This window comes from Bacilli bacterium (assembly GCA_036381315.1).
Classification (GTDB): Bacteria; Bacillota; Bacilli; order Paenibacillales; family KCTC-25726; genus DASVDB01.
In genome coordinates this window covers 15498-33582 of the sequence record DASVDB010000059.1, presented here as the reverse complement: position 1 = coordinate 33582, position 18085 = coordinate 15498, and the positions used below count along the sequence as shown (strand labels likewise).

17 protein-coding genes are annotated in these 18085 nt (G+C 52.7%); 12 read left to right on the top strand and 5 right to left on the bottom strand.

The window, feature by feature from the left end; all coding sequences use genetic code 11:
* Positions 1–152 precede the first annotated feature (152 nt).
* Positions 153–1415: an MFS transporter gene (locus VF260_04590; protein ID HEX7056461.1), complete on the bottom strand. Its 1263-nt coding sequence runs from the start codon at positions 1413–1415 to the stop codon at positions 153–155.
* Between the two features lie 39 nt (positions 1416–1454).
* A complete protein-coding gene (lexA, locus tag VF260_04585) occupies positions 1455–2075 on the bottom strand; it encodes a transcriptional repressor LexA (protein HEX7056460.1) in 621 nt (206 codons plus the stop codon).
* Positions 2076–2393: 318 nt separating this feature from the next.
* Here lexA and VF260_04580 point away from each other — a divergent pair, with 318 nt between their 5' ends.
* The 7 genes from VF260_04580 (at position 2394) to rnz (ending at position 10017) form a co-directional block, all read left to right on the top strand.
* A complete protein-coding gene (locus tag VF260_04580; protein ID HEX7056459.1) occupies positions 2394–2636 on the top strand; it encodes a LysM peptidoglycan-binding domain-containing protein in 243 nt (80 codons plus the stop codon).
* Between the two features lie 294 nt (positions 2637–2930).
* The gene (locus VF260_04575; GenBank protein HEX7056458.1) at positions 2931–3839 is read left to right on the top strand and encodes an EamA family transporter; all 909 of its coding nucleotides are present in this window, start codon (positions 2931–2933) and stop codon (positions 3837–3839) included.
* A 103-nt stretch (positions 3840–3942) separates the two neighbouring features.
* Positions 3943–4164, top strand: coding sequence for a DUF896 domain-containing protein (locus tag VF260_04570; GenBank protein HEX7056457.1), 222 nt, complete (start codon positions 3943–3945; stop codon positions 4162–4164).
* A complete protein-coding gene (locus VF260_04565; protein ID HEX7056456.1) occupies positions 4161–4658 on the top strand; it encodes a hypothetical protein in 498 nt (165 codons plus the stop codon). The genes VF260_04570 and VF260_04565 overlap by 4 nt, the downstream gene beginning before the upstream one ends.
* Positions 4659–4676: 18 nt before the next feature.
* Positions 4677–5471 (top strand): HAD family hydrolase, encoded by a 795-nt coding sequence (locus VF260_04560; GenBank protein HEX7056455.1) that lies wholly within the window; start codon positions 4677–4679, stop codon positions 5469–5471.
* Between the two features lie 146 nt (positions 5472–5617).
* Entirely contained in the window at positions 5618–9058 is a 3441-nt protein-coding gene (gene metH / locus VF260_04555) for a methionine synthase (GenBank protein ID HEX7056454.1), read from the top strand.
* Between the two features lie 23 nt (positions 9059–9081).
* Positions 9082–10017, top strand: coding sequence for a ribonuclease Z (gene rnz / locus VF260_04550; GenBank protein ID HEX7056453.1), 936 nt, complete (start codon positions 9082–9084; stop codon positions 10015–10017).
* Positions 10018–10540: 523 nt separating this feature from the next.
* Here the strand turns inward: rnz and tlp are convergent.
* Positions 10541–10771, bottom strand: coding sequence for a small acid-soluble spore protein Tlp (gene tlp, locus VF260_04545; protein ID HEX7056452.1), 231 nt, complete (start codon positions 10769–10771; stop codon positions 10541–10543).
* Between the two features lie 139 nt (positions 10772–10910).
* Here tlp and VF260_04540 point away from each other — a divergent pair, with 139 nt between their 5' ends.
* From VF260_04540 to VF260_04520, 5 genes are read left to right on the top strand one after another with little or no spacing between them, the layout of a single operon-like run.
* Positions 10911–13196, top strand: coding sequence for a DEAD/DEAH box helicase (locus tag VF260_04540; GenBank protein HEX7056451.1), 2286 nt, complete (start codon positions 10911–10913; stop codon positions 13194–13196).
* Positions 13193–14521, top strand: coding sequence for a ribonuclease H-like domain-containing protein (locus tag VF260_04535; GenBank protein HEX7056450.1), 1329 nt, complete (start codon positions 13193–13195; stop codon positions 14519–14521). The genes VF260_04540 and VF260_04535 overlap by 4 nt, the downstream gene beginning before the upstream one ends.
* A 52-nt stretch (positions 14522–14573) precedes the next feature.
* Positions 14574–15410 (top strand): deoxyribonuclease IV, encoded by an 837-nt coding sequence (locus VF260_04530; GenBank protein HEX7056449.1) that lies wholly within the window; start codon positions 14574–14576, stop codon positions 15408–15410.
* A gap of 21 nt (positions 15411–15431) precedes the next feature.
* Entirely contained in the window at positions 15432–15782 is a 351-nt protein-coding gene (locus VF260_04525; protein ID HEX7056448.1) for a cyclic-phosphate processing receiver domain-containing protein, read from the top strand.
* A 26-nt stretch (positions 15783–15808) separates the two neighbouring features.
* Positions 15809–16576 carry an ATP-binding cassette domain-containing protein gene (locus tag VF260_04520; protein ID HEX7056447.1) on the top strand — a complete coding sequence of 256 codons (768 nt, stop codon included), beginning with the start codon at positions 15809–15811 and terminating at the stop codon, positions 16574–16576.
* A 186-nt stretch (positions 16577–16762) separates the two neighbouring features.
* On the opposite strand, the gene VF260_04515 is transcribed toward VF260_04520, so the two are convergent.
* A complete protein-coding gene (locus tag VF260_04515) occupies positions 16763–17152 on the bottom strand; it encodes a hypothetical protein (protein HEX7056446.1) in 390 nt (129 codons plus the stop codon).
* 13 nt (positions 17153–17165) lie between these two features.
* Positions 17166–18005 carry a sulfurtransferase gene (locus tag VF260_04510; GenBank protein HEX7056445.1) on the bottom strand — a complete coding sequence of 280 codons (840 nt, stop codon included), beginning with the start codon at positions 18003–18005 and terminating at the stop codon, positions 17166–17168.
* Positions 18006–18085 lie beyond the last annotated feature (80 nt).

Here is an 18085-nt window from a genome sequence, read left to right as displayed (position 1 = left end):
TCATGTTTTTTAGAGTAAACTTCATGTTAAGCGCCTCCTGATGGATTATTAGGGCCGAGACCCATTACATCTCCATCATACGAGGCGCTCCTGTTTTTGTCCAAGTCCGTTTCTTAGGACTAACAGGAATGTTTAGATCTGAAGGCAGGAGTTCAGTTACTAGGCATCTCGCTATTGACCATTGCGGTTGCCTGTGTTTTTTCCGATTGCCGAATCAGCCTGTGCATGGGCAAAAGCAGCACGACTCCCAGCAAAAATAGGGCGCCGGAGATTTCATACATGGAAACAAGCGAGAATTGGTTTTTCAGCAGTCCCGATATGCTCATCGTAACGACGAGCGAGCCCATAAACAGCGGATTGAGAATGCCGTTGACACGCCCGATGTATTCGGCCGCGGAATTTTTCAACATTAGCGTGTTGATGCCGACTTGTATGCCGGGGAAGACAAACCCGCTGCAAAATTGCGCGACAAGCGTCAGCCATAACGCGGACGACCAACCGGATACCGCGATCGAAACCGCATTTACCGTCATGCCGACCATCAGCAGAATATGCGGTGCGACCCGCTTGGCCGCAGACATGCTTGCGACGCCGCCAAGGATCATGGCGAATCCGCTGGCGCCAATTAGCCATTGCAAATCGGTTTCCGGCAGCTTTAATCTTTCCGTGACCAAAAAAATCGGAAGCGGCTGAATCAAACCGAGCGCTAACCCGGCGATCACAAATCCGACTCCAAGCAGCGACAATATTTTACTGGAAAAAACATAGCGGATGCCGGAAGACATTTCGCGTAGAAAGGACGTTCCGGCAACCTGTTTCGCGGATTTGTCCTCGTGCGGCAGCATCGTCATAATGGCGGCGGACAGTAAAAACGCGACGCCCATGGTGCCGATTGCCACATGGATGCCGAATTGCTGGTAAACAAACGTGCCCAGGATCGGGCCCAGCACCATAAAACCGGCAAACATCGTCTGAAACAGGGACATTGCCGTTTGGGTTTGTTCGTCCGGCAAATGCAGCTTGAACAGTTTCATGACGGAAGGCTGCGAGAACTGCGACAAAATAGCGGAAATAAGCGTGGCAAAAAATACGGCTTTCCATGAACCGTAGACGAGGGCGAGCAATACCGCGAACACGGAACAGGCGCTTAAAAAATCGCACGAGACGATCGTCAGCTTGGGCCGCCAGCGATCGGCAAAAGTGCCGCCGATAAAGGAAAAAACAAATATCGGCAAAAATTCGGCGAGATAAATCAAGGAGACGGCAAACGCATTGCCGTCGGTTTTATCGGTGACATACAAGAGAATGGCGAAATTGCGCACCCAGATGCCAATTTGCAACATGATTCCCGACATCATGATAACCTGAAACACACGGTTGTGTATGACGGATACGGATTTCTCACCGTTAGCCATAATTGCCCCTTTGCAATTGGTAAAATCGCTTTTATTATCTTAATGCAGGTCTCTGAACAGGCCGATTACTTTTCCCAAAATGGTCACATTTTGCAAAATGATCGGCTCCATTGCGGAATTTTCCGGTTGCAGGCGAAAATGCGTCTTTTCTTTATAAAAACGTTTGACCGTAGCTTCATTCTCTTCCGTCATGGCCACGACGATTTCGCCGTTGTTCGCGGTCTGCTGCTGGCGGACGATCACATAATCCCCGTCGTGAATCCCGGCCTCGATCATGCTGTCGCCCTGGACGAGCAGCATAAACGTTTCGTGATCTCCGACAAAATGGCTGGGTAGCGGAAAGTAATCCTCGATATTTTCCGTGGCCGTAATCGGGACGCCGGCAGTGACTTTGCCGACCAGCGGCACGCGCGAGATATTGAAGGAGTAATGCGATGCCGAATCGTCGCCGTCCGTAATTTCAATCGCCCGCGGTTTCGTCGGATCGCGGCGAATCAACCCTTTTTTTTCCAGGCGTTCCAAATGGCCGTGCACGGTCGAACTCGACGCCAATCCGACGGCTTCGCCGATTTCCCGGACGGAAGGCGGGTAGCCTTTTTCTCTGACATTATTTTTAATAAATTCCAAAATTGCAGTTTGCCGGTTCGATAATTTCGCCATATGCATATCACTCCAATTCCTGAACTTGGATAATTGCAGTATAACACAGAATAACCGTTCGTACAAACATTCGTTCGAAAAAAACATTGACACAAACATTCGTTCGTGTTACAGTATGAACAGAACAAATGTTTGGGGTGGTTGCGGTTGGTTACTTATTACGCGAATTTGGGCGAAAATAGGCATGAAGCTAAAGGCGCCGGTCGGGTGAAACCGTTGCGGCGCATGAACCAACAAAAGCGCAATGCAAACATAGGGTTGGCGAAGTTTATATTTTTGCTCGCGGTTATGCTGTTTTGTTTCGCATTTGGAGCCATCGTGAACGCATATGCTTCGGGAGCTGCCGATGCGTCTGCGGCAAACGAACATACCGTTGCGGAAAATCCCGTTATAACAGTTAAACAAGGCGATACGATTTGGGCCATCGCCAAACGGTATGCCGCCGACGGAACGGATATTCGCAAAATCGTATGGCAAATCAAACGGGTGAATCATCTGGAAACGGGCATCATTCACGCGGGAGACCGGCTGTTGATTCCGGGTTCGGTTGTCGAACAATAAAGGCGGATACCGCATTTTTGCGGTTGGGTCTTTCGTACATATGCCAACGAAACGGTATGGCGGAAATGCCATATCGTTTTTTTGTGTTGGAGACGCGGCGAAGCCTGTTCAAATTTTGCCTATTATACTATAATTATATCTCGCGTTCACAAGAAGGCAGTCAGTCAGGACCGTGGTATGTTTCAAACGGAAGCAGTCAAACGGGAGTGTTCCCGTCGGGTCGCATGCGAATTGCTTGCCACAGCTACTTTCGGGAATGATTGTCGGCAATTTATTGGACAAGGAGAATGCATCATGTGGTTTTTATTCGCTCTATTAACAGCCTTCGCTTGGGGCGGGGCTGATTTATTTTATAAACGGGGCTCCGACAGACATGATCGGACAAGCCATCTCAAGATCGTAGTGATGGTCGGCCTGGTAATGGGCATTCATGCCACAATTTATTTATTGTACCTAGGCTTAAGCTTCAACCCCGCCGATATGCTTCGCTATTTGCCTGTTTCAGGCTTTTACATATTATCGATGACGATCGGTTATGTCGGTTTGCGTTACCTGGAGCTTTCCATTTCCTCCCCTGTGCAAAATTCTTCAGGCGCGGTAACGGCCATTTTGCTGTTTATATTTTTCACGCATCACCTGCGTACGATCGAAGTTCTGGGGATTACGATTATCTCGCTGGGCGTAGTCGGTCTCGCCATATTGGAGAAAAAGGCTGAAAACAAGGTGTTGAATGCGAATTACAAGCTGATGAACAAAAAATATCAATTCGGTTTCCTCGCTATTTTTTTCCCGATTCTTTATTGTCTCTTTGACGGACTGGGGACGTTTGCCGATGGAATATATCTGGATGAGCTTGAGTTGATCAGCGAGGACGCCGCTTTGCTCGCTTACGAATACACGTTCTTTATATGCGCTGTGGCGGCGTTCATTTATTTGAAATTCATCAAGAAAATCCCCTTCAACGTCTTCCGCGAACGCGACAAAGGGAGCGCGGCAGTTCTGGAGACGGCGGGGCAGTTCTTTTATGTGTTCGCGATGGCCGACAACGCCATCATCGCCGCGCCGATGATCGCTTCTTACAGTATATTCTCGGTGATTTTATCCCGCATATTTTTGAGGGAAAAGCTGACCAAACTGCAATACGCGGTAATCGCGGCTGTCATCTTCGGGATCGCCCTGTTGGGCATTGCCGATGAACTGTAGCGCCGGCGCTTGCGGCCCCGTCCGTTTCGTCCGATCGCGCCGCCCTTGACATTCCGCGCACGCAATGGCAAAGTTATTCATGTAACTACAGGGAGGATGCCGCATGGAATTTGCCCAAATGGTTGAGCGCATCAATGAACTGGCGCGAAAACAAAAATCGGTCGGCTTGACCCCGGAAGAAACAAGCGAGCGCGATATGCTTCGGCGGCGTTATATCGAAAGTTTTAAACGGTCGGTAAAAGCCCAATTGGACTCCATCCGGTTCGCGGATGAACAGGATTCCGCCCACGCCAAGCGGATTCAGCAAAGGAGAAGAAGCAAATGAGCCGCAAATGGGAGCGAATGGTTTCCAGAAATACGAAGATTGCCAATAAGCGGCGCGAAAAATCGGGGAAAAAACCGATTTCGGCGGATGACGGCACGAAGTTTATGGGCAGAAGCTGGATGCTGCCGATCGTTTTTGTCATGATTGACGTATTTTATGCCGTCACGTTTGTATCTTCCGCCAACTCAAGCATCTATTGGGTTACGATAGCCAGCTATTTGCTGTTGGCGCTGTTGTTCTGGTGGCGCCGCCCCTATTTAAAGATCGGCAGAAAAGAACTGACACTGCGCAAATGGAGTGCGAACAAAAGCGTTTCTGCCGAAGAAATCAACAAAATTACGCTGCAAAAAGGTTTTGTCATTGTCGAATTGAAAGCGAAACGGCGCAGATGGGTGTTCTCCCATTTGCTGCAGCTTTACAACACTGATAAAATGGCGGAAAAATTGCAGGAGTTTGCGAGAGTCAATGCAGTGACGATCGAACGTGAGGACTAATTCGGGATGGGGAAAGATATGGCGATCAAAGCCGTGTTGTTTGATCTGGATGATACGCTTTTATGGGATGAGCGCAGCGTATCCGAAGCGTTTGCCGCAACGTGCTTAAAAGCGCAACAAGCAAAAGCGGTTGATCCGGGGCGGTTGGAGGAAGCGGTGCGCAAGGAAGCCCGGGAATTGTACGAATCGTTTGAAACGTTTCCCTTTACGAAGCAAATCGGCATAAACCCGTATGAAGCGTTGTGGGCGACATTTTCGGGCGGTTCGGACGAAAACTTTTATTTGTTGCGGCGGTTTGCGCCGCATTATCGGCGAGAAGCGTGGAGACGCGGCTTGCAGGCTGTTGGCGTTAGCGACCCGAAGCTGGCGGCGGAGTTGGCCGAATTGTTTCCCCGGGAGAGACGCAACCGCCCGTATGTTTTCGATGAAACATTTCCGGTGCTCAACCAATTGGCGGGAACATACAAGTTGCTGCTTCTGACTAACGGCGCGCCCGATTTGCAGGAGGAGAAAATTCGCAGCATTCCCGGTTTGGCGCAATACTTTGATCATATTGTGATTTCCGGTAATTTCGGCCAGGGCAAACCGGCGCAAGCGATCTTTCTTCATGCCTTGGAACTGCTTGGAATTGCCGCGGACGAAGGCATCATGGTCGGCGACAAGCTCACGACGGATATTCTCGGGGCAAATTCGGTCGGGCTGAAAAGCGTCTGGATTAACCGGCGCAATTCCGTGCGTTCGGACGATATTATACCCGCCTTCGAAATCGACTCGCTGTTGAAACTAGCCGATATTTTGGAACAGCTTGCATAAAACAATAAAGCGTTGCGAATGAACCCGTTGAACCCGTGGCTGCGAGTTTGCGGGTTCATTTTCCGTTCGGCGCAATTACTTTTCTAATTCCGCCGGATTTGGTATTCTGAATAGATAAGCATTCGGTTAGAAGTGGAGGAATAGACATGGCTAAAACAGACTTGCGCGAGCGCCTGAAGGAAAAAATTTTGATTCTGGACGGCGCCATGGGAACGATGATACAGCAGTCCGGACTTGTTCCCGCCGATTTCGGCGGCGAGCAGTACGACGGCTGCAATGAGTGGCTCGTGCTGACACGCCCCGACGTGATAAGCGGCATTCATGAAGCGTATCTCGAAGCGGGGGCGGATATTATTGAAACCAATACATTCGGTTCCACTTCGGTGGTGCTTGCGGAATACAATTTGCAGGAGCGCGCCTATGAGATCACGCTCGCAGCCGCCAAACTGGCGGTTGCCGCGGCAAACCGTTATTCCACTCCCGAATGGCCGCGATATGTAGCCGGCGCGATGGGCCCCACGACGAAAACCTTGTCCGTGACGGGCGGAATCACGTTCGACCAGCTGGCGGAAAGCTACTTTGGGCAAGCCAAAGCGTTGATTGAAGGCGGCGTCGATGCGCTGTTAATTGAAACGTCGCAGGATACGCTTAATGTGAAGGCGGCGGGAGTTGGCGTAACGAGAGCGTTTGCCGCAACCGGCAAACAGTTGCCGATCATGCTGTCCGGCACAATCGAGCCGATGGGAACGACTTTGGCCGGTCAGACAATCGATGCGTTTTATATTTCCCTGGAGCATTTGCGGCCGATTTCCGTCGGTTTGAATTGTGCGACCGGACCGGAGTTTATGAAGGACCATCTGCGCACATTGTCCGGCATAAGCCAGGCGGCTGTCAGCTGCTATCCGAACGCCGGATTGCCGGATGAAAACGGCCATTATCATGAATCGCCCGAATCGCTCGCCCAAAAAATGGCCGGCTTTGCGGAAATGGGCTGGCTGAATATCGCCGGCGGGTGCTGTGGAACGACGCCGGATCATATTCGCGCGTTGGCGAAGACGTTACAATCCTACAAGCCGCGGCAAATTACCGGGGCGCATCCGCCGGCCGTGTCCGGCATCGAAACGTTGTTTGTCGAGCCGGAAAATCGCCCGTTACTGGTCGGCGAGCGCACGAATGTGCTGGGCTCGCGCAAATTCAAGCGATTGATCGCCGAAGGCAAATTCGAAGAAGCGGCGGAAATCGCCCGCGCGCAAGTAAAAAGCGGCGCGCATGTAATCGACGTCTGTCTGCAGGACCCGGACCGCAACGAAGCGGAAGATGTCAGCAAGTTTTTGCAACAAGTCGTCAACAAGGTAAAAGTCCCGTTGATGCTTGATTCGACGGATGCCAACGTCATTGAAATCGGGCTGAAGTATTCGCAGGGAAAAGCAATCATCAATTCCATCAATCTGGAAGACGGAGAGGAAAAATTCGCCCGGGTCGTTCCTTTGATCCATCGCTACGGCGCGGCGGCGGTGGTCGGTGCAATCGATGAAAAAGGCCAGGCCATTACGCGCGAAGACAAGCTTGCCGTGGCTAAACGTTCGTATGATTTGCTGGTAAACAAATACGGAATGAACCCGCAAGATATCATTTTCGATCCGTTGGTATTCCCCGTGGGAACAGGCGACGAACAGTACATCGGCTCGGCCAAAGAAACGATCGAAGGCATCAGGCTCATTAAAGAAGCGCTGCCGCAATGCCATACGATACTTGGCTTGAGCAACGTATCCTTTGGCCTTCCGGATGTCGGACGCGAAGTTTTAAACGCCGTTTTCCTGTATCACTGCACGAAAGCCGGACTTGATTATGCCATTGTCAATACCGAAAAACTGGAACGTTACGCATCGATCCCGGAAGAAGAACGGCGGTTGGCGGAAGCGTTGATTTTTTCGACAAGCGACGCGACTTTGGCGGATTTCATAGCTTATTTCCGCGGCCGCAAGAAAGAGAAACAAAACGAAATTTCCAGTTTGTCGCTGGAAGAACGGCTGGCATCCTATATTGTGGAAGGAACAAAAGAAGGTTTGTATGCCGATCTGGACGAAGCATTGGGCAAATACAAGCCGCTTGACATCATCAACGGGCCGCTCATGGCCGGAATGGACGAGGTCGGCCGATTGTTCAACAACAACGAATTGATCGTGGCGGAAGTGCTGCAAAGCGCCGAGGCGATGAAAGCGGCGGTGGCGTATTTGGAACCGCACATGGAAAAAAGCGATGCGATCGTCAAAGGGAAAATTTTGCTGGCGACCGTAAAAGGCGATGTGCATGATATCGGCAAAAATTTGGTCGAAATCATCTTGGCGAACAACGGCTTTGAAATCGTCAATCTCGGCATCAAGGTGCCGCCGGAGCAGTTGATAGAAGCGGTGCGCAAAGAACATCCGGATGCGATCGGGCTATCCGGTTTGCTGGTCAAATCCGCGCAGCAAATGCTGGTAACCGCCCAGGATTTGAAAGCGGCGGGCGTCGAAGTGCCGCTGTTGGTCGGCGGAGCGGCGCTAACAAGCAAATTTACGCGGACGCGGATCGCGCCGGAATATGACGGCGTTGTGTTGTATGCGAAAGACGCCATGAGCGGGCTTGATCTGGCAAATAAACTGTCCGACCCCGAACAGCGGGAGCAGCTGATTGCGGAGACGCGCGGGCGAATTGCCTCCGACGTTGCCAAGGCGGCCCGCAGGGAAGGAAAAGAATTGCCGGAACTAACCCGCGCCGTGCGGTCGGAAATTTCCCAGGACGCGCCGGTGTTTGTGCCGCCGGATTTTGAACGCCATGTGCTGCGTAATTATCCGATCAGCCATATTGCTCCTTATATCAACTTGCAGATGCTGATGGGCCATCACCTTGGCGTGCGCGGCAATGTGGAAGAGCTGATTGCGCAAAAGGATCCGAAAGCGCTGGAAATAAAAGCGATCATCGACGAATTATTGAATGAAGCTATCCGGAACAAAATTATCAATCCGAGCGGCATGTACCGGTTCTTCCCGGCGCAATCGCAAGGCAACGACATTTTCGTATACGATCCCGATGATCACGGGAAAATATTGAAGAAGTTCTCATTCCCCAGGCAGCAAAAAGCGCCGTATCTGTGCCTGGCCGACTTTTTGAAATCGGTGGAGAGCGGCGTAATGGACTATGTCGGGTTTATGAACGCCACCGCCGGACATGGCATTCGCCAACTGGCGGAAGAGTGGAAACAAAAAGGCGACTATTTGCGGTCGCATGCGCTGCAGGCGTTGGCCCTGGAAACGGCGGAGGCGTTTGCCGAACGCGTGCACCACATTATGCGGGATGTTTGGGGCTTCCCGGACCCGCCGGATATGACGATGAAACAACGATTCGGGGCGCGCTATCAGGGCATTCGCGTATCCTTCGGCTATCCGGCATGTCCGAATATTGAGGATCAGCGGTTGTTGTTCGATTTGATGCATCCGGAAGATATCGGCATTGAATTGACGGACGGATTCATGATGGAGCCGGAAGCATCCGTTTCGGCAATGGTATTCGCCCATCCGCAGGGCCAATATTTTAACGTAGGATGACTGCGTAGCATTGGAGAAGGACCATGGAATTGTATTTTTTCGGAACGGGCGCCGGAACGCCCACCAAAGCGCGAAATGTGACTTCGATCGCCTTGCGTTTGCTGGAAGAACGGGGCGTTTTCTGGATGTTCGACTGCGGCGAAGGAACGCAGCATCAGGTGCTGCATTCTCCGCTGAAGTTAGGCAGGCTGGAGAAGCTGTTCGTTACGCATTTGCACGGGGACCATCTTTACGGCATTCCCGGGCTTTTGACCAGCCGTTCCTATAAAGGCGGAGAATCCGGCTTGGATGTTTACGGGCCGCCGGGCATCCGCGAAGCAATCGAAACGATTCTCAAGGTGAGTGAGGCGCAGCTTTCCTACGAATTGGCTATCCATGAAATCGCCGAAGGCGTCGTGTTCGAAGATCAGCAATTCATCGTGGAAACATTGAAGCTGGAACATCGTATCGATAGCTACGGCTACAGGGTGACGGAAAAGCCAAGACCGGGCAGGCTGCAGGTTGAAAAGCTGTTGGCGTTGGGCGTCAAGCCGGGACCGATTTTGGGCAAAATCAAGCATGGGGAAAACGTCACCTTGGACGACGGCACGGTGATTCATGCGCGAGATTTTGTCAGCGCGGATATTCCCGGGCGAATCGTCACGGTGCTCGGTGACACAAGACCATGCGAAAATGCGGTGCGGTTGGGGGAAAATGCCGACGTGCTGGTGCACGAAGCCACGTTTGCGGGCGATTTGGGCGATTTGGCGCGCAAGTATTTTCATTCCACGGTAGGGCAGGCGGCAACCGCCGCGCTTGAAGCAAAAGCCAAGGCGTTGATCATGACGCATATCAGTACCCGGTACCAACCGGAAGATGAAGAACGGCTGCTTGCGGAAGCGAAAAAAATATTCGCCGAGTCGCACATCGCCCGCGATTTCTGGTCATTCCCAATACCAAACGTAAAATATGCGGAATAATGAAAAAAAAGGCTGATCTAAGGGATGTGCAAATCCCTTTATCGGTCTTTTTTTTAGCCGGTACCTTGCCATGTACTGCTTTTTCTACTACCGCCCAGCGCTAACGGACGTAGCAGAGGCTATTTGCCGAAAAAAGGCTGGGCAAAAATTTTAACGGACGCTACAGCGGCTATTCGCCGTTTCAATGCCCGAATATCGGGAGAAAGGCAAGAATAGGCTCTCCCACGTCCTTTAGAATCAAAAAGTTGGCAATTTGCGCAAATTAAGCTCACCTAAGTCCGTTAAAATCTGCAGGCCGACAAACCGGCCAAGTTTCCGCCGGCTAGCTTTAGGTGGCTTTAGACACAGATTGCATTTTCGTGGGCTTTCGCTTTAACAGTCCCCACTGACAGGAACATACCGGCTATAGCCGGCAGTCGTATATGTATCGGTTGTGGAAGATGCGGAAATCATGCGTTTTTGCTGTCAAGTTTGCCGTTTCCCCGATCATCTGGCGGGGAAACGGCTATTTTTTCCGATATCCTTAACCTTTCGTTTCCTGATGCGCGGCTTCGTCCTTGATCTCCTGGCGCATGCCTTTGATGCTTTCTTTACGGTGTTCGTTTTTGACAGAGAGATGTTGCCGCTCGTTTTCCGAAATATCTTCCCCGTGTTCGTTCAAATACGCTTCGCTTTCTTCCAGATTGTCGATCGTGTTTTGCACCATCTCTTGCAGTTTTTCGACGTTGTCGGAACGGTTGTCCGGCTTGGCCATATATATCCCCCCTCAATTAGTTTTCGCTTCCTTAACATAACCTTAAGTTCGCCAATTATGCATAACGGAAGCAATTGCCGTGCGAACATATATTCTGCTACAATAAGTATGGATCGATTTGCCGCAGGGAGATGGTTACGTGAACCGGTTGAACGGGAAAGTGTCATCAATGGAAGAAATGTTGGCCGTCATCAAAAACAGTCCGGAAATCATGGAAAATGTCACGCATTGGCGGACAATCCCCGCAAGGGCCGCGCGGATGGCGGAATTCCCGGACGGCATGCCGGAAAAGCTGCGGGAAGCTTTGCGCGCAAAAGGCATCGAGCAATTGTACACGCATCAGGCGACAGCTTACCAAGCGGTCGCTGCAGGACACAACATCGTTGCCGTTACGCCTACCGCATCGGGCAAAACGCTATGCTACAATTTGCCGGTGTTAAGCGGGATTTTGGCCAATCCGTCCGCGCGGGCCCTGTACATGTTTCCAACGAAAGCGCTGGCGCAGGATCAAGTCGCGGAATTGCAAGATATTGTCGATTTGCTTGATGAAGATATCAAAACCCATACATACGATGGAGATACGCCGCCTTCGGCGCGGCAGGCGATCAGGAACGCGGGGCACATCGTCGTCACCAATCCCGACATGCTGCATTCGGCCATTTTGCCGCACCATACGAAATGGGTCAAACTGTTTGAAAACCTGCAGTTTGTCGTAATCGACGAGCTGCACTCCTACCGCGGCGTGTTCGGCAGCCATGTTGCCAATGTCATCCGCCGGCTCAAGCGCATTTGCCGCTTTTACGGCTCGCATCCGCTGTTTATTTGCGCATCGGCGACGATTGAAAATCCGCGGGAACATGCGGAAAGACTGCTCGGCGAACCGATCGTCCTGGTGGACAACAACGGCGCTCCCTCCGGCGAAAAACACTTTGTGTTTTACAACCCGCCGGTCGTCAATCGGCAGCTGGGCATTCGCAAAAGCAGCGTGCTGGAGACGCGGAAACTGGCGGCGCTGTTGCTCAAAAACCGGATTCAGACGATCGTGTTCGCGCGCAGCCGCGTGCGGGTGGAAATATTGCTTACCTATTTGCAGGATTTGATCAAAAAGGACTTGGGAGCAAAATCGATTCGCGGTTATCGCGGCGGGTATTTGCCCAAGCTGCGGCGCGAGATCGAGCATGGCTTGCGCAGCGGTGAAATTCGTGGAGTGGTCAGCACCAACGCTTTGGAACTGGGCATCGACATCGGGCAGCTGCAGGCTTGCGTTATGAACGGTTATCCCGGCTCTGTCGCAAGCGTCTGGCAGCAGTCGGGCAGGGCGGGGCGCAGGCAGGAGAGTTCGCTCACCATTTTGGTGGCGAGCAGCAATCCGCTGGATCAATATATTATTCAGAATCCGCAGTACTTTTTCACGCGCACGCCGGAGCGGGCCTTGATCCATCCGGACAATCTGATGATATTGCTGGACCATGTCAAATGCGCCGCGTACGAATTGCCGTTTGCTTCGGGAGAAACGTTCGGCGGAGAAAATTTGGCGGACATCCTTGATTTTTTAAGCGAGGAGCGGGTGCTGCACAAGGGCGACGGCCGTTGGTACTGGATGGACCAGTCGTTTCCCGCGCACAATATTTCGTTGCGCTCCGCGGCGCAGGAAAATTTCGTCATCATCGATGTGAGCGAGGCGAACAGGGTGATCGGCGAGGTCGACCGGTTCAGCGCGCCGACGCTGATTCACGAGGAAGCGATTTATATTCACGAAGGTGTGCAGTATCAGGTGGAGAAGCTGGATTACGGGGAGAAAAAGGCGTACGTCCGGCAAGTGGATGTCGACTATTTTACCGATGCGAATTTGGCGGTGCAGCTGAAAGTGCTGCATATCGACAAAGAGGAAGCGGGTTTTGGCGCGGATCGCTTCTTTGGTGATGTGACCGTAAACGCCAAACCGACAATATTTAAAAAGATCCGGTTGCGAACGCACGAAAATATCGGTTCCGGCCCGATCCATCTGCCGGAGGAAGAATTGCACACGAGTTCCTACTGGATTTCCTTATGTGATGAAACGGCGGCCCGATTCGGCGCCAACGATTTGCAGGCGGCGCTGCTTGGCGTGGCCAATGTGATGGTGCACATCGCGCCGCTGTTTTTGATGTGCGATCCGCTCGATATCCGCGTAGTGCCGCAAGTAAAAGCGGTACACACGAAGCGTCCGACGATTTTTTTCTATGACCGGTACCCCGGCGGCGTCGGCTTGAGTGAGCGGCTGTATGACTTGCATGATGAATTGATCGAACAGGCAAAGGCGCTCATTCAGGGCTGCGGCTGTTTGAGCGGCTGCCCGGCATGCGTCGGCCCGATCGAAGAAGTGGGGCTGCTCGGCAAAGCGAAGGCGCTCGAGCTGCTTGCGCAGTTGGCGGTGCAGGCATGAGCGATTTGCGGGAGAGACTTGCGCGCATGAAGTCCGCCTCGTTCGCCGCACAAACGCCGCAAGCCGCGACGGAACCGGCGGATGACGGTTGGGCGAAGCTGTCGGCGCGCATGATGGCGAATGCGAACGGATCGTTTGTTTTGCGAAAGCGGCGTTATCCCCTTGATTACCGGCATGGCATGTACACGCTTGGAGCGTTGGCCGAAACCGCGCATGCGCTAACGTATTTGCTTTCGGCCGGTCCCTCTGGCGACGGCAATTCCGGTACACGGCAAGCGGCATTCGCCCATGACGCGGCGGGAGATGATGCGGATGTCGCCTGCCGGCGGCTGCTTTTTCTCGATACGGAAACGACCGGATTAGGCGTTGGCGCGGGCAATATGCCGTTTATGATCGGCTTAGGTTTTCTAAGTGACGACGCATTCGTCGTGGAGCAACTGTTCTTGCGTAATCCCGCCGATGAGCCGGCGCTCTTGCTTTATTTGGCGGACCGCTTGCGCGGATTTTCCACGATTGTCACTTACAACGGCAAAAGCTTTGACTGGCCCGTGCTGTTGAACCGGTTTGTGCTAAACCGCATGCCAAAGCCCGCCGGACATACGGCGCATCTTGATCTGCTGCACCCATCCCGCAACCTTTGGAAACATACGATGGAATCGTGCAATTTGGGCAAAGTGGAAGAAGCGCAGCTTGGCATTGCGCGCGCCGACGATTTGCCCGGTTCGCTTGCGCCCGCCTATTACGCGCATTTTCTCGCCTGCGGCGATAAAAGCTTGCTGAAGCCAATTTTTGCGCATAATGAATCGGATATTTTGACGTTGTCCGTGCTTGCGCACCATTTTGCCCGCCTGCTTGCGGGAGATGTGCCGCCCGAGCGTTTGCGCGCCGATGAACTGTACCGCGCCGGAGTTTGGCTGGACAAATACGGCCGAAAGGGCTTGGCGGAGCAGTTTTTGCGCCGAATCGCCGTAAACCGTACGGCGGAATCCGAACCTTTTCTTTCCCAGCTTGCCTTATATTTCAAGCGAAAGGGCGATTTGCGCCTTGCTTCCGAACTGTGGCTTGCGTTGATCAAGGCGTCCGCCGCGGAGGGCAGGCGGTTGATGCCGCTCGATCCGTGGATAGAGCTTGCGAAGTATTATGAGCATGAGGCTAAAGATATCGACGCTGCGCTGTCATTTGCTGAAGAAGCGCTCCTGCTCGCCCAAGCCAAACGGAGTTTAAGCCGCCCTAGCGGCAAACGGCAGACGGAACTGGACGGCCTGCGGCGGCGGATCGCACGGTTAAAACGAAAACAGGCGGGAATAATGGTATTCCGGCCGTAAGCGGGAATTTTTTTGCCAAGCATGCCAAAATCAGACGGGGGGTGCCGCCATTTTGCTGGCGGGATATCATCTGAGCATCAGAAACGGATATTACGGCGCCGCATGCGCGGCGGCGGCCAACGGCCTTACGGCGTACCAGTACTTTCCGAAAAATCCGCGCAGTTTGGCCGTAAAAGTTTTTGACGCAAGCGATGCGGCCAGATGCCGCTCTTTTTGCCGCGAACACCGTTTGCTCTCGATTGCCCATAGCGCGTATCCCGTCAATCCGGCCGCGGACGATCCCGATTTCCGCCGCGCCATGGCGGCATCCCTCATCAATGATCTGGAGATTGCCGAAGCGTGCGGGTCGCTTGGCGTTGTTGTGCATTTTGGCAAATATGCGGGTAGCGACATTTTGCAAGGCTATAAAAATACGCTACAATTATTAAATGAGTTGTTATCGGCGCACCGCGGACAAACCTTGATCCTTCTGGAAAATCAGGCCGGCGGCGGCACGCCGATGGGGACAACGCCGGAAGAAATGATGCAAATCCGCAAGCTTTGCGCCAATCCCGACAGAGTAGCCTTTTGCCTCGATACGTGCCATCTGTTTGCCAGCGGCGTATGGACCGGAACGAATTGGAACGAGGTGGCAAGGCGGGGAGAACGCCTCGGATTTTTTGCGCATGTGCGGGCCGTTCATTTGAATGATTCGCTGTTTCCAAGCGGTTCGCTGCGCGACAGGCATGCGCGGATCGGCAAAGGTTGCATCCCCGCGGACGGTTGGCGGTCATGTTTGCGCTATCTCGACGGGCTGCAAGTACCGTGTATTTTGGAAACGCCGGATAACCATCATACTTGCGACCATCGCGAGGAATTCGCATTTATCCGAAGGCTGCTCACGGAATAGATGCCGGAAAAAAGGAAGTGAATGGCGATCAACGTTTTTTTGGACGACATGCGGCGCGTCCCGCCGGGATTTGTGGCGGCGCGATCGTTGGAAGAATTTCTGGCTATTTTGGAAGCGGACAACATGCATATTGTATCGCTGGATTTTGATCTGGGGCCAGGCCGGCCGGATGGAACGGATGTTGTGCGGGCCATGATCGACCGCAACCGTTTTGCGGATGAAATCTATTTACACAGTTCCAACATGCAAGGAAGATTGCGAATGTACGATTTGTTGCGGCGCCATGTGCCCGCAACCGCGCAAATTTTTTGCCATCCGGTGCCGGATGATTTGCTTGCGCAAATCGCGCAAGCCGCCGCTGCCAAACAATGAAGCCGCTTACACAAGGAGAGAGAGCCATGATTCGGCTGCAACACATTCATTTTATGCGCGAACAACAGCATATTTTGGACGATGTCAATTTGACGATGCGTCCCGAGGAGAACTGGGTGATTCTGGGCAAAAACGGCTCAGGCAAAACGACGATTTTGGAATTGATGTGCGGATATCAGTTTCCGTCCAGCGGGAGCGTGGAGGTGCTGGGCAACCGGTATGGCGAATGCGATGTCCGCGAAGTGCGGAAAAGCCTGGGCTATATCAGCCAATCGCTCTTTGAAAAATTCACTGCGCATGACCCGGTATGGGAAATTGTGGCGACGGGCGAATACGCTTACTTGCGCATTTATCAGAAAATACCGGATGACGTCATAACCAAGGCCGACCGGATATTGGCGACGCTTCGCCTCGCCCACTTGCGCAATCAGCCGTTGGGCACGTTGTCGCAAGGCGAACGGAAAAAGGTAATGCTCGCGCGCACGCTGATGGCGAACCCGCGGTTGATCATCATGGACGAGCCCTGCTCGGGACTTGATTTGTACGAGCGCGAGAACATGCTGGACAGCATCGCCAAACTGCAAAACAGCGGCGTGCAATTGGTGTATGTCACGCACCATATCGAAGAGATTATTCCGCTCTTTACACATGTGGCGCTGATTGAACAAGGGCGGGTCGTCGCCGCCGGTCCGAAGGAAGAGACGCTGACGGCGGAGTTGTTATACCGGACGTTCCAGGTGCCTGTTGCGGTGGAATGGTCCAACGGCCGCCCGTGGATTAAAGTGCAGGCGTAAAAAGGCAAAACGACGGGGAATTGATTGTGCGTCTTGGTGCGAAACGCAGCCCGCGTCAATTTCGGGGCGTGAATATAGCTCCCAAATACACGTTAATTTTTTTAAAGATCGGTTTTTTTCGATTATGGCGCAAAAATGCACTTTTGGTGAAAGAACCGTCCGGCGTTTATTCCGGACGGTTTCGTCTTACCATGTGCGGATTGGACCGTCGTCCAGGCAGCCCGGGCGAACCAGCCCTTTTATATAATTGGCGCTGACCGGCAGGCTGACCAGATAAGACAGCCAGTGGTCATGCTCGCTTTTGGGGATGCGCCCGACAACAGTTTCCGCGGCGGCATGAATAAAGGAATCATTTTCGCCGCTAATGCCGAAGTCCAGGCTCCATCCGCCAATTTTGCTCAATCTTCCGGAAGTATCGGTGCGGATAATTTTGTATCCGTCGTTTTCCCGGTATCGCTTTAATACGTCGGACAGAAAAAACAGCTGGATTTTGTTTATTTTCTCGCCTTGAAACACTTCCGCAAACAATTGTTTGGCGATGGCTACGTCTTGGATGGCTTGGATTTGCGTCTGCATTGCAATTTCCGCCTTATCGCTCGATGGGAACGCCGACCATGCTGCCCCATTCGGTCCAGGAACCATCGTAGTTGCGAACTTTGTTGTAGCCAAGCAATTCTTGCAGAACAAACCAGGTGTGCGCGGAGCGTTCGCCAATCCGGCAATAGGCGATGACTTCTTTGTCGGGCGTTACTCCCGAATCCGCATATAACTTCCGCAAATCGTCGGGAAGCTTGAAGGTGCCGTCTTCATTGACCGCTTTGGCCCACGGAATGTTCACGGCGCCCGGAATATGCCCGCCGCGTTGCGCGGTTTCGGTCATGCCCGGAGGGGCGATGACTTCGCCCGAAAATTCCTGCGGAGAACGCACATCCACCAGCACTTCCGAGCTTTTTTGCAGCGCCGCGAATACATCCGCCTGACGCGCGCGGATGGAAAGGTCGGCCTCTTTGGCCTGGTAAACTGCCGGTTGGACGGCTGGCACGTCTTTGACCAATTTGCGGCCTTCCAACTCCCACTTTTTGCGTCCGCCGTTCATTAATTTGGCATTGTTATGCCCGAAGATTTTCAATTGCCAATAGGCGTAAGCGGCAAACCAGTTATTGTTGTCGCCGTAAAGCACGATCGTCGTATCGGCGGAAATGCCCGATTTGCCGAGCAGATCCTGCACTTGCTCCCGGCTCAAGATATCTCTTCTGACCTGGTCGTTCAATTGCGTTGTCCAGTTCCAGGCAATGGCCCCTTCAATATGCCCGGAATCGTACGCGCTCGTGTCGACGTCCACTTCTACCAGGCGCACGTTGCTGTCATGTTTGTGCTGCTCCACCCAATCTGTGGATACGAGAATTTCTTTCTTGGCATAATCAGACATGGCAAATTCCTCCCTCGAAATGGAATAGATGGATGATTCGGACAATCAATAACCTAGTTATCCGATCAACATTAAAGTAA

What these genes read in the sequence shown, in the direction of transcription:
- VF260_04590 (HEX7056461.1), bottom strand. Translation starts at nt 1,415, where the DNA reads ATGGCTAACGGTGAGAAATCCGTATCCGTCATACACAACCGTGTGTTT.
- lexA (HEX7056460.1), bottom strand. Translation starts at nt 2,075, where the DNA reads ATGGCGAAATTATCGAACCGGCAAACTGCAATTTTGGAATTTATTAAA.
- VF260_04575 (HEX7056458.1), top strand. Translation starts at nt 2,931, where the DNA reads ATGTGGTTTTTATTCGCTCTATTAACAGCCTTCGCTTGGGGCGGGGCT.
- VF260_04570 (HEX7056457.1), top strand. Translation starts at nt 3,943, where the DNA reads ATGGAATTTGCCCAAATGGTTGAGCGCATCAATGAACTGGCGCGAAAA.
- VF260_04565 (HEX7056456.1), top strand. Translation starts at nt 4,161, where the DNA reads ATGAGCCGCAAATGGGAGCGAATGGTTTCCAGAAATACGAAGATTGCC.
- VF260_04560 (HEX7056455.1), top strand. Translation starts at nt 4,677, where the DNA reads ATGGCGATCAAAGCCGTGTTGTTTGATCTGGATGATACGCTTTTATGG.
- metH (HEX7056454.1), top strand. Translation starts at nt 5,618, where the DNA reads ATGGCTAAAACAGACTTGCGCGAGCGCCTGAAGGAAAAAATTTTGATT.
- rnz (HEX7056453.1), top strand. Translation starts at nt 9,082, where the DNA reads ATGGAATTGTATTTTTTCGGAACGGGCGCCGGAACGCCCACCAAAGCG.
- tlp (HEX7056452.1), bottom strand. Translation starts at nt 10,771, where the DNA reads ATGGCCAAGCCGGACAACCGTTCCGACAACGTCGAAAAACTGCAAGAG.
- VF260_04535 (HEX7056450.1), top strand. Translation starts at nt 13,193, where the DNA reads ATGAGCGATTTGCGGGAGAGACTTGCGCGCATGAAGTCCGCCTCGTTC.
- VF260_04525 (HEX7056448.1), top strand. Translation starts at nt 15,432, where the DNA reads ATGGCGATCAACGTTTTTTTGGACGACATGCGGCGCGTCCCGCCGGGA.
- VF260_04520 (HEX7056447.1), top strand. Translation starts at nt 15,809, where the DNA reads ATGATTCGGCTGCAACACATTCATTTTATGCGCGAACAACAGCATATT.
- VF260_04515 (HEX7056446.1), bottom strand. Translation starts at nt 17,152, where the DNA reads ATGCAGACGCAAATCCAAGCCATCCAAGACGTAGCCATCGCCAAACAA.
- VF260_04510 (HEX7056445.1), bottom strand. Translation starts at nt 18,005, where the DNA reads ATGTCTGATTATGCCAAGAAAGAAATTCTCGTATCCACAGATTGGGTG.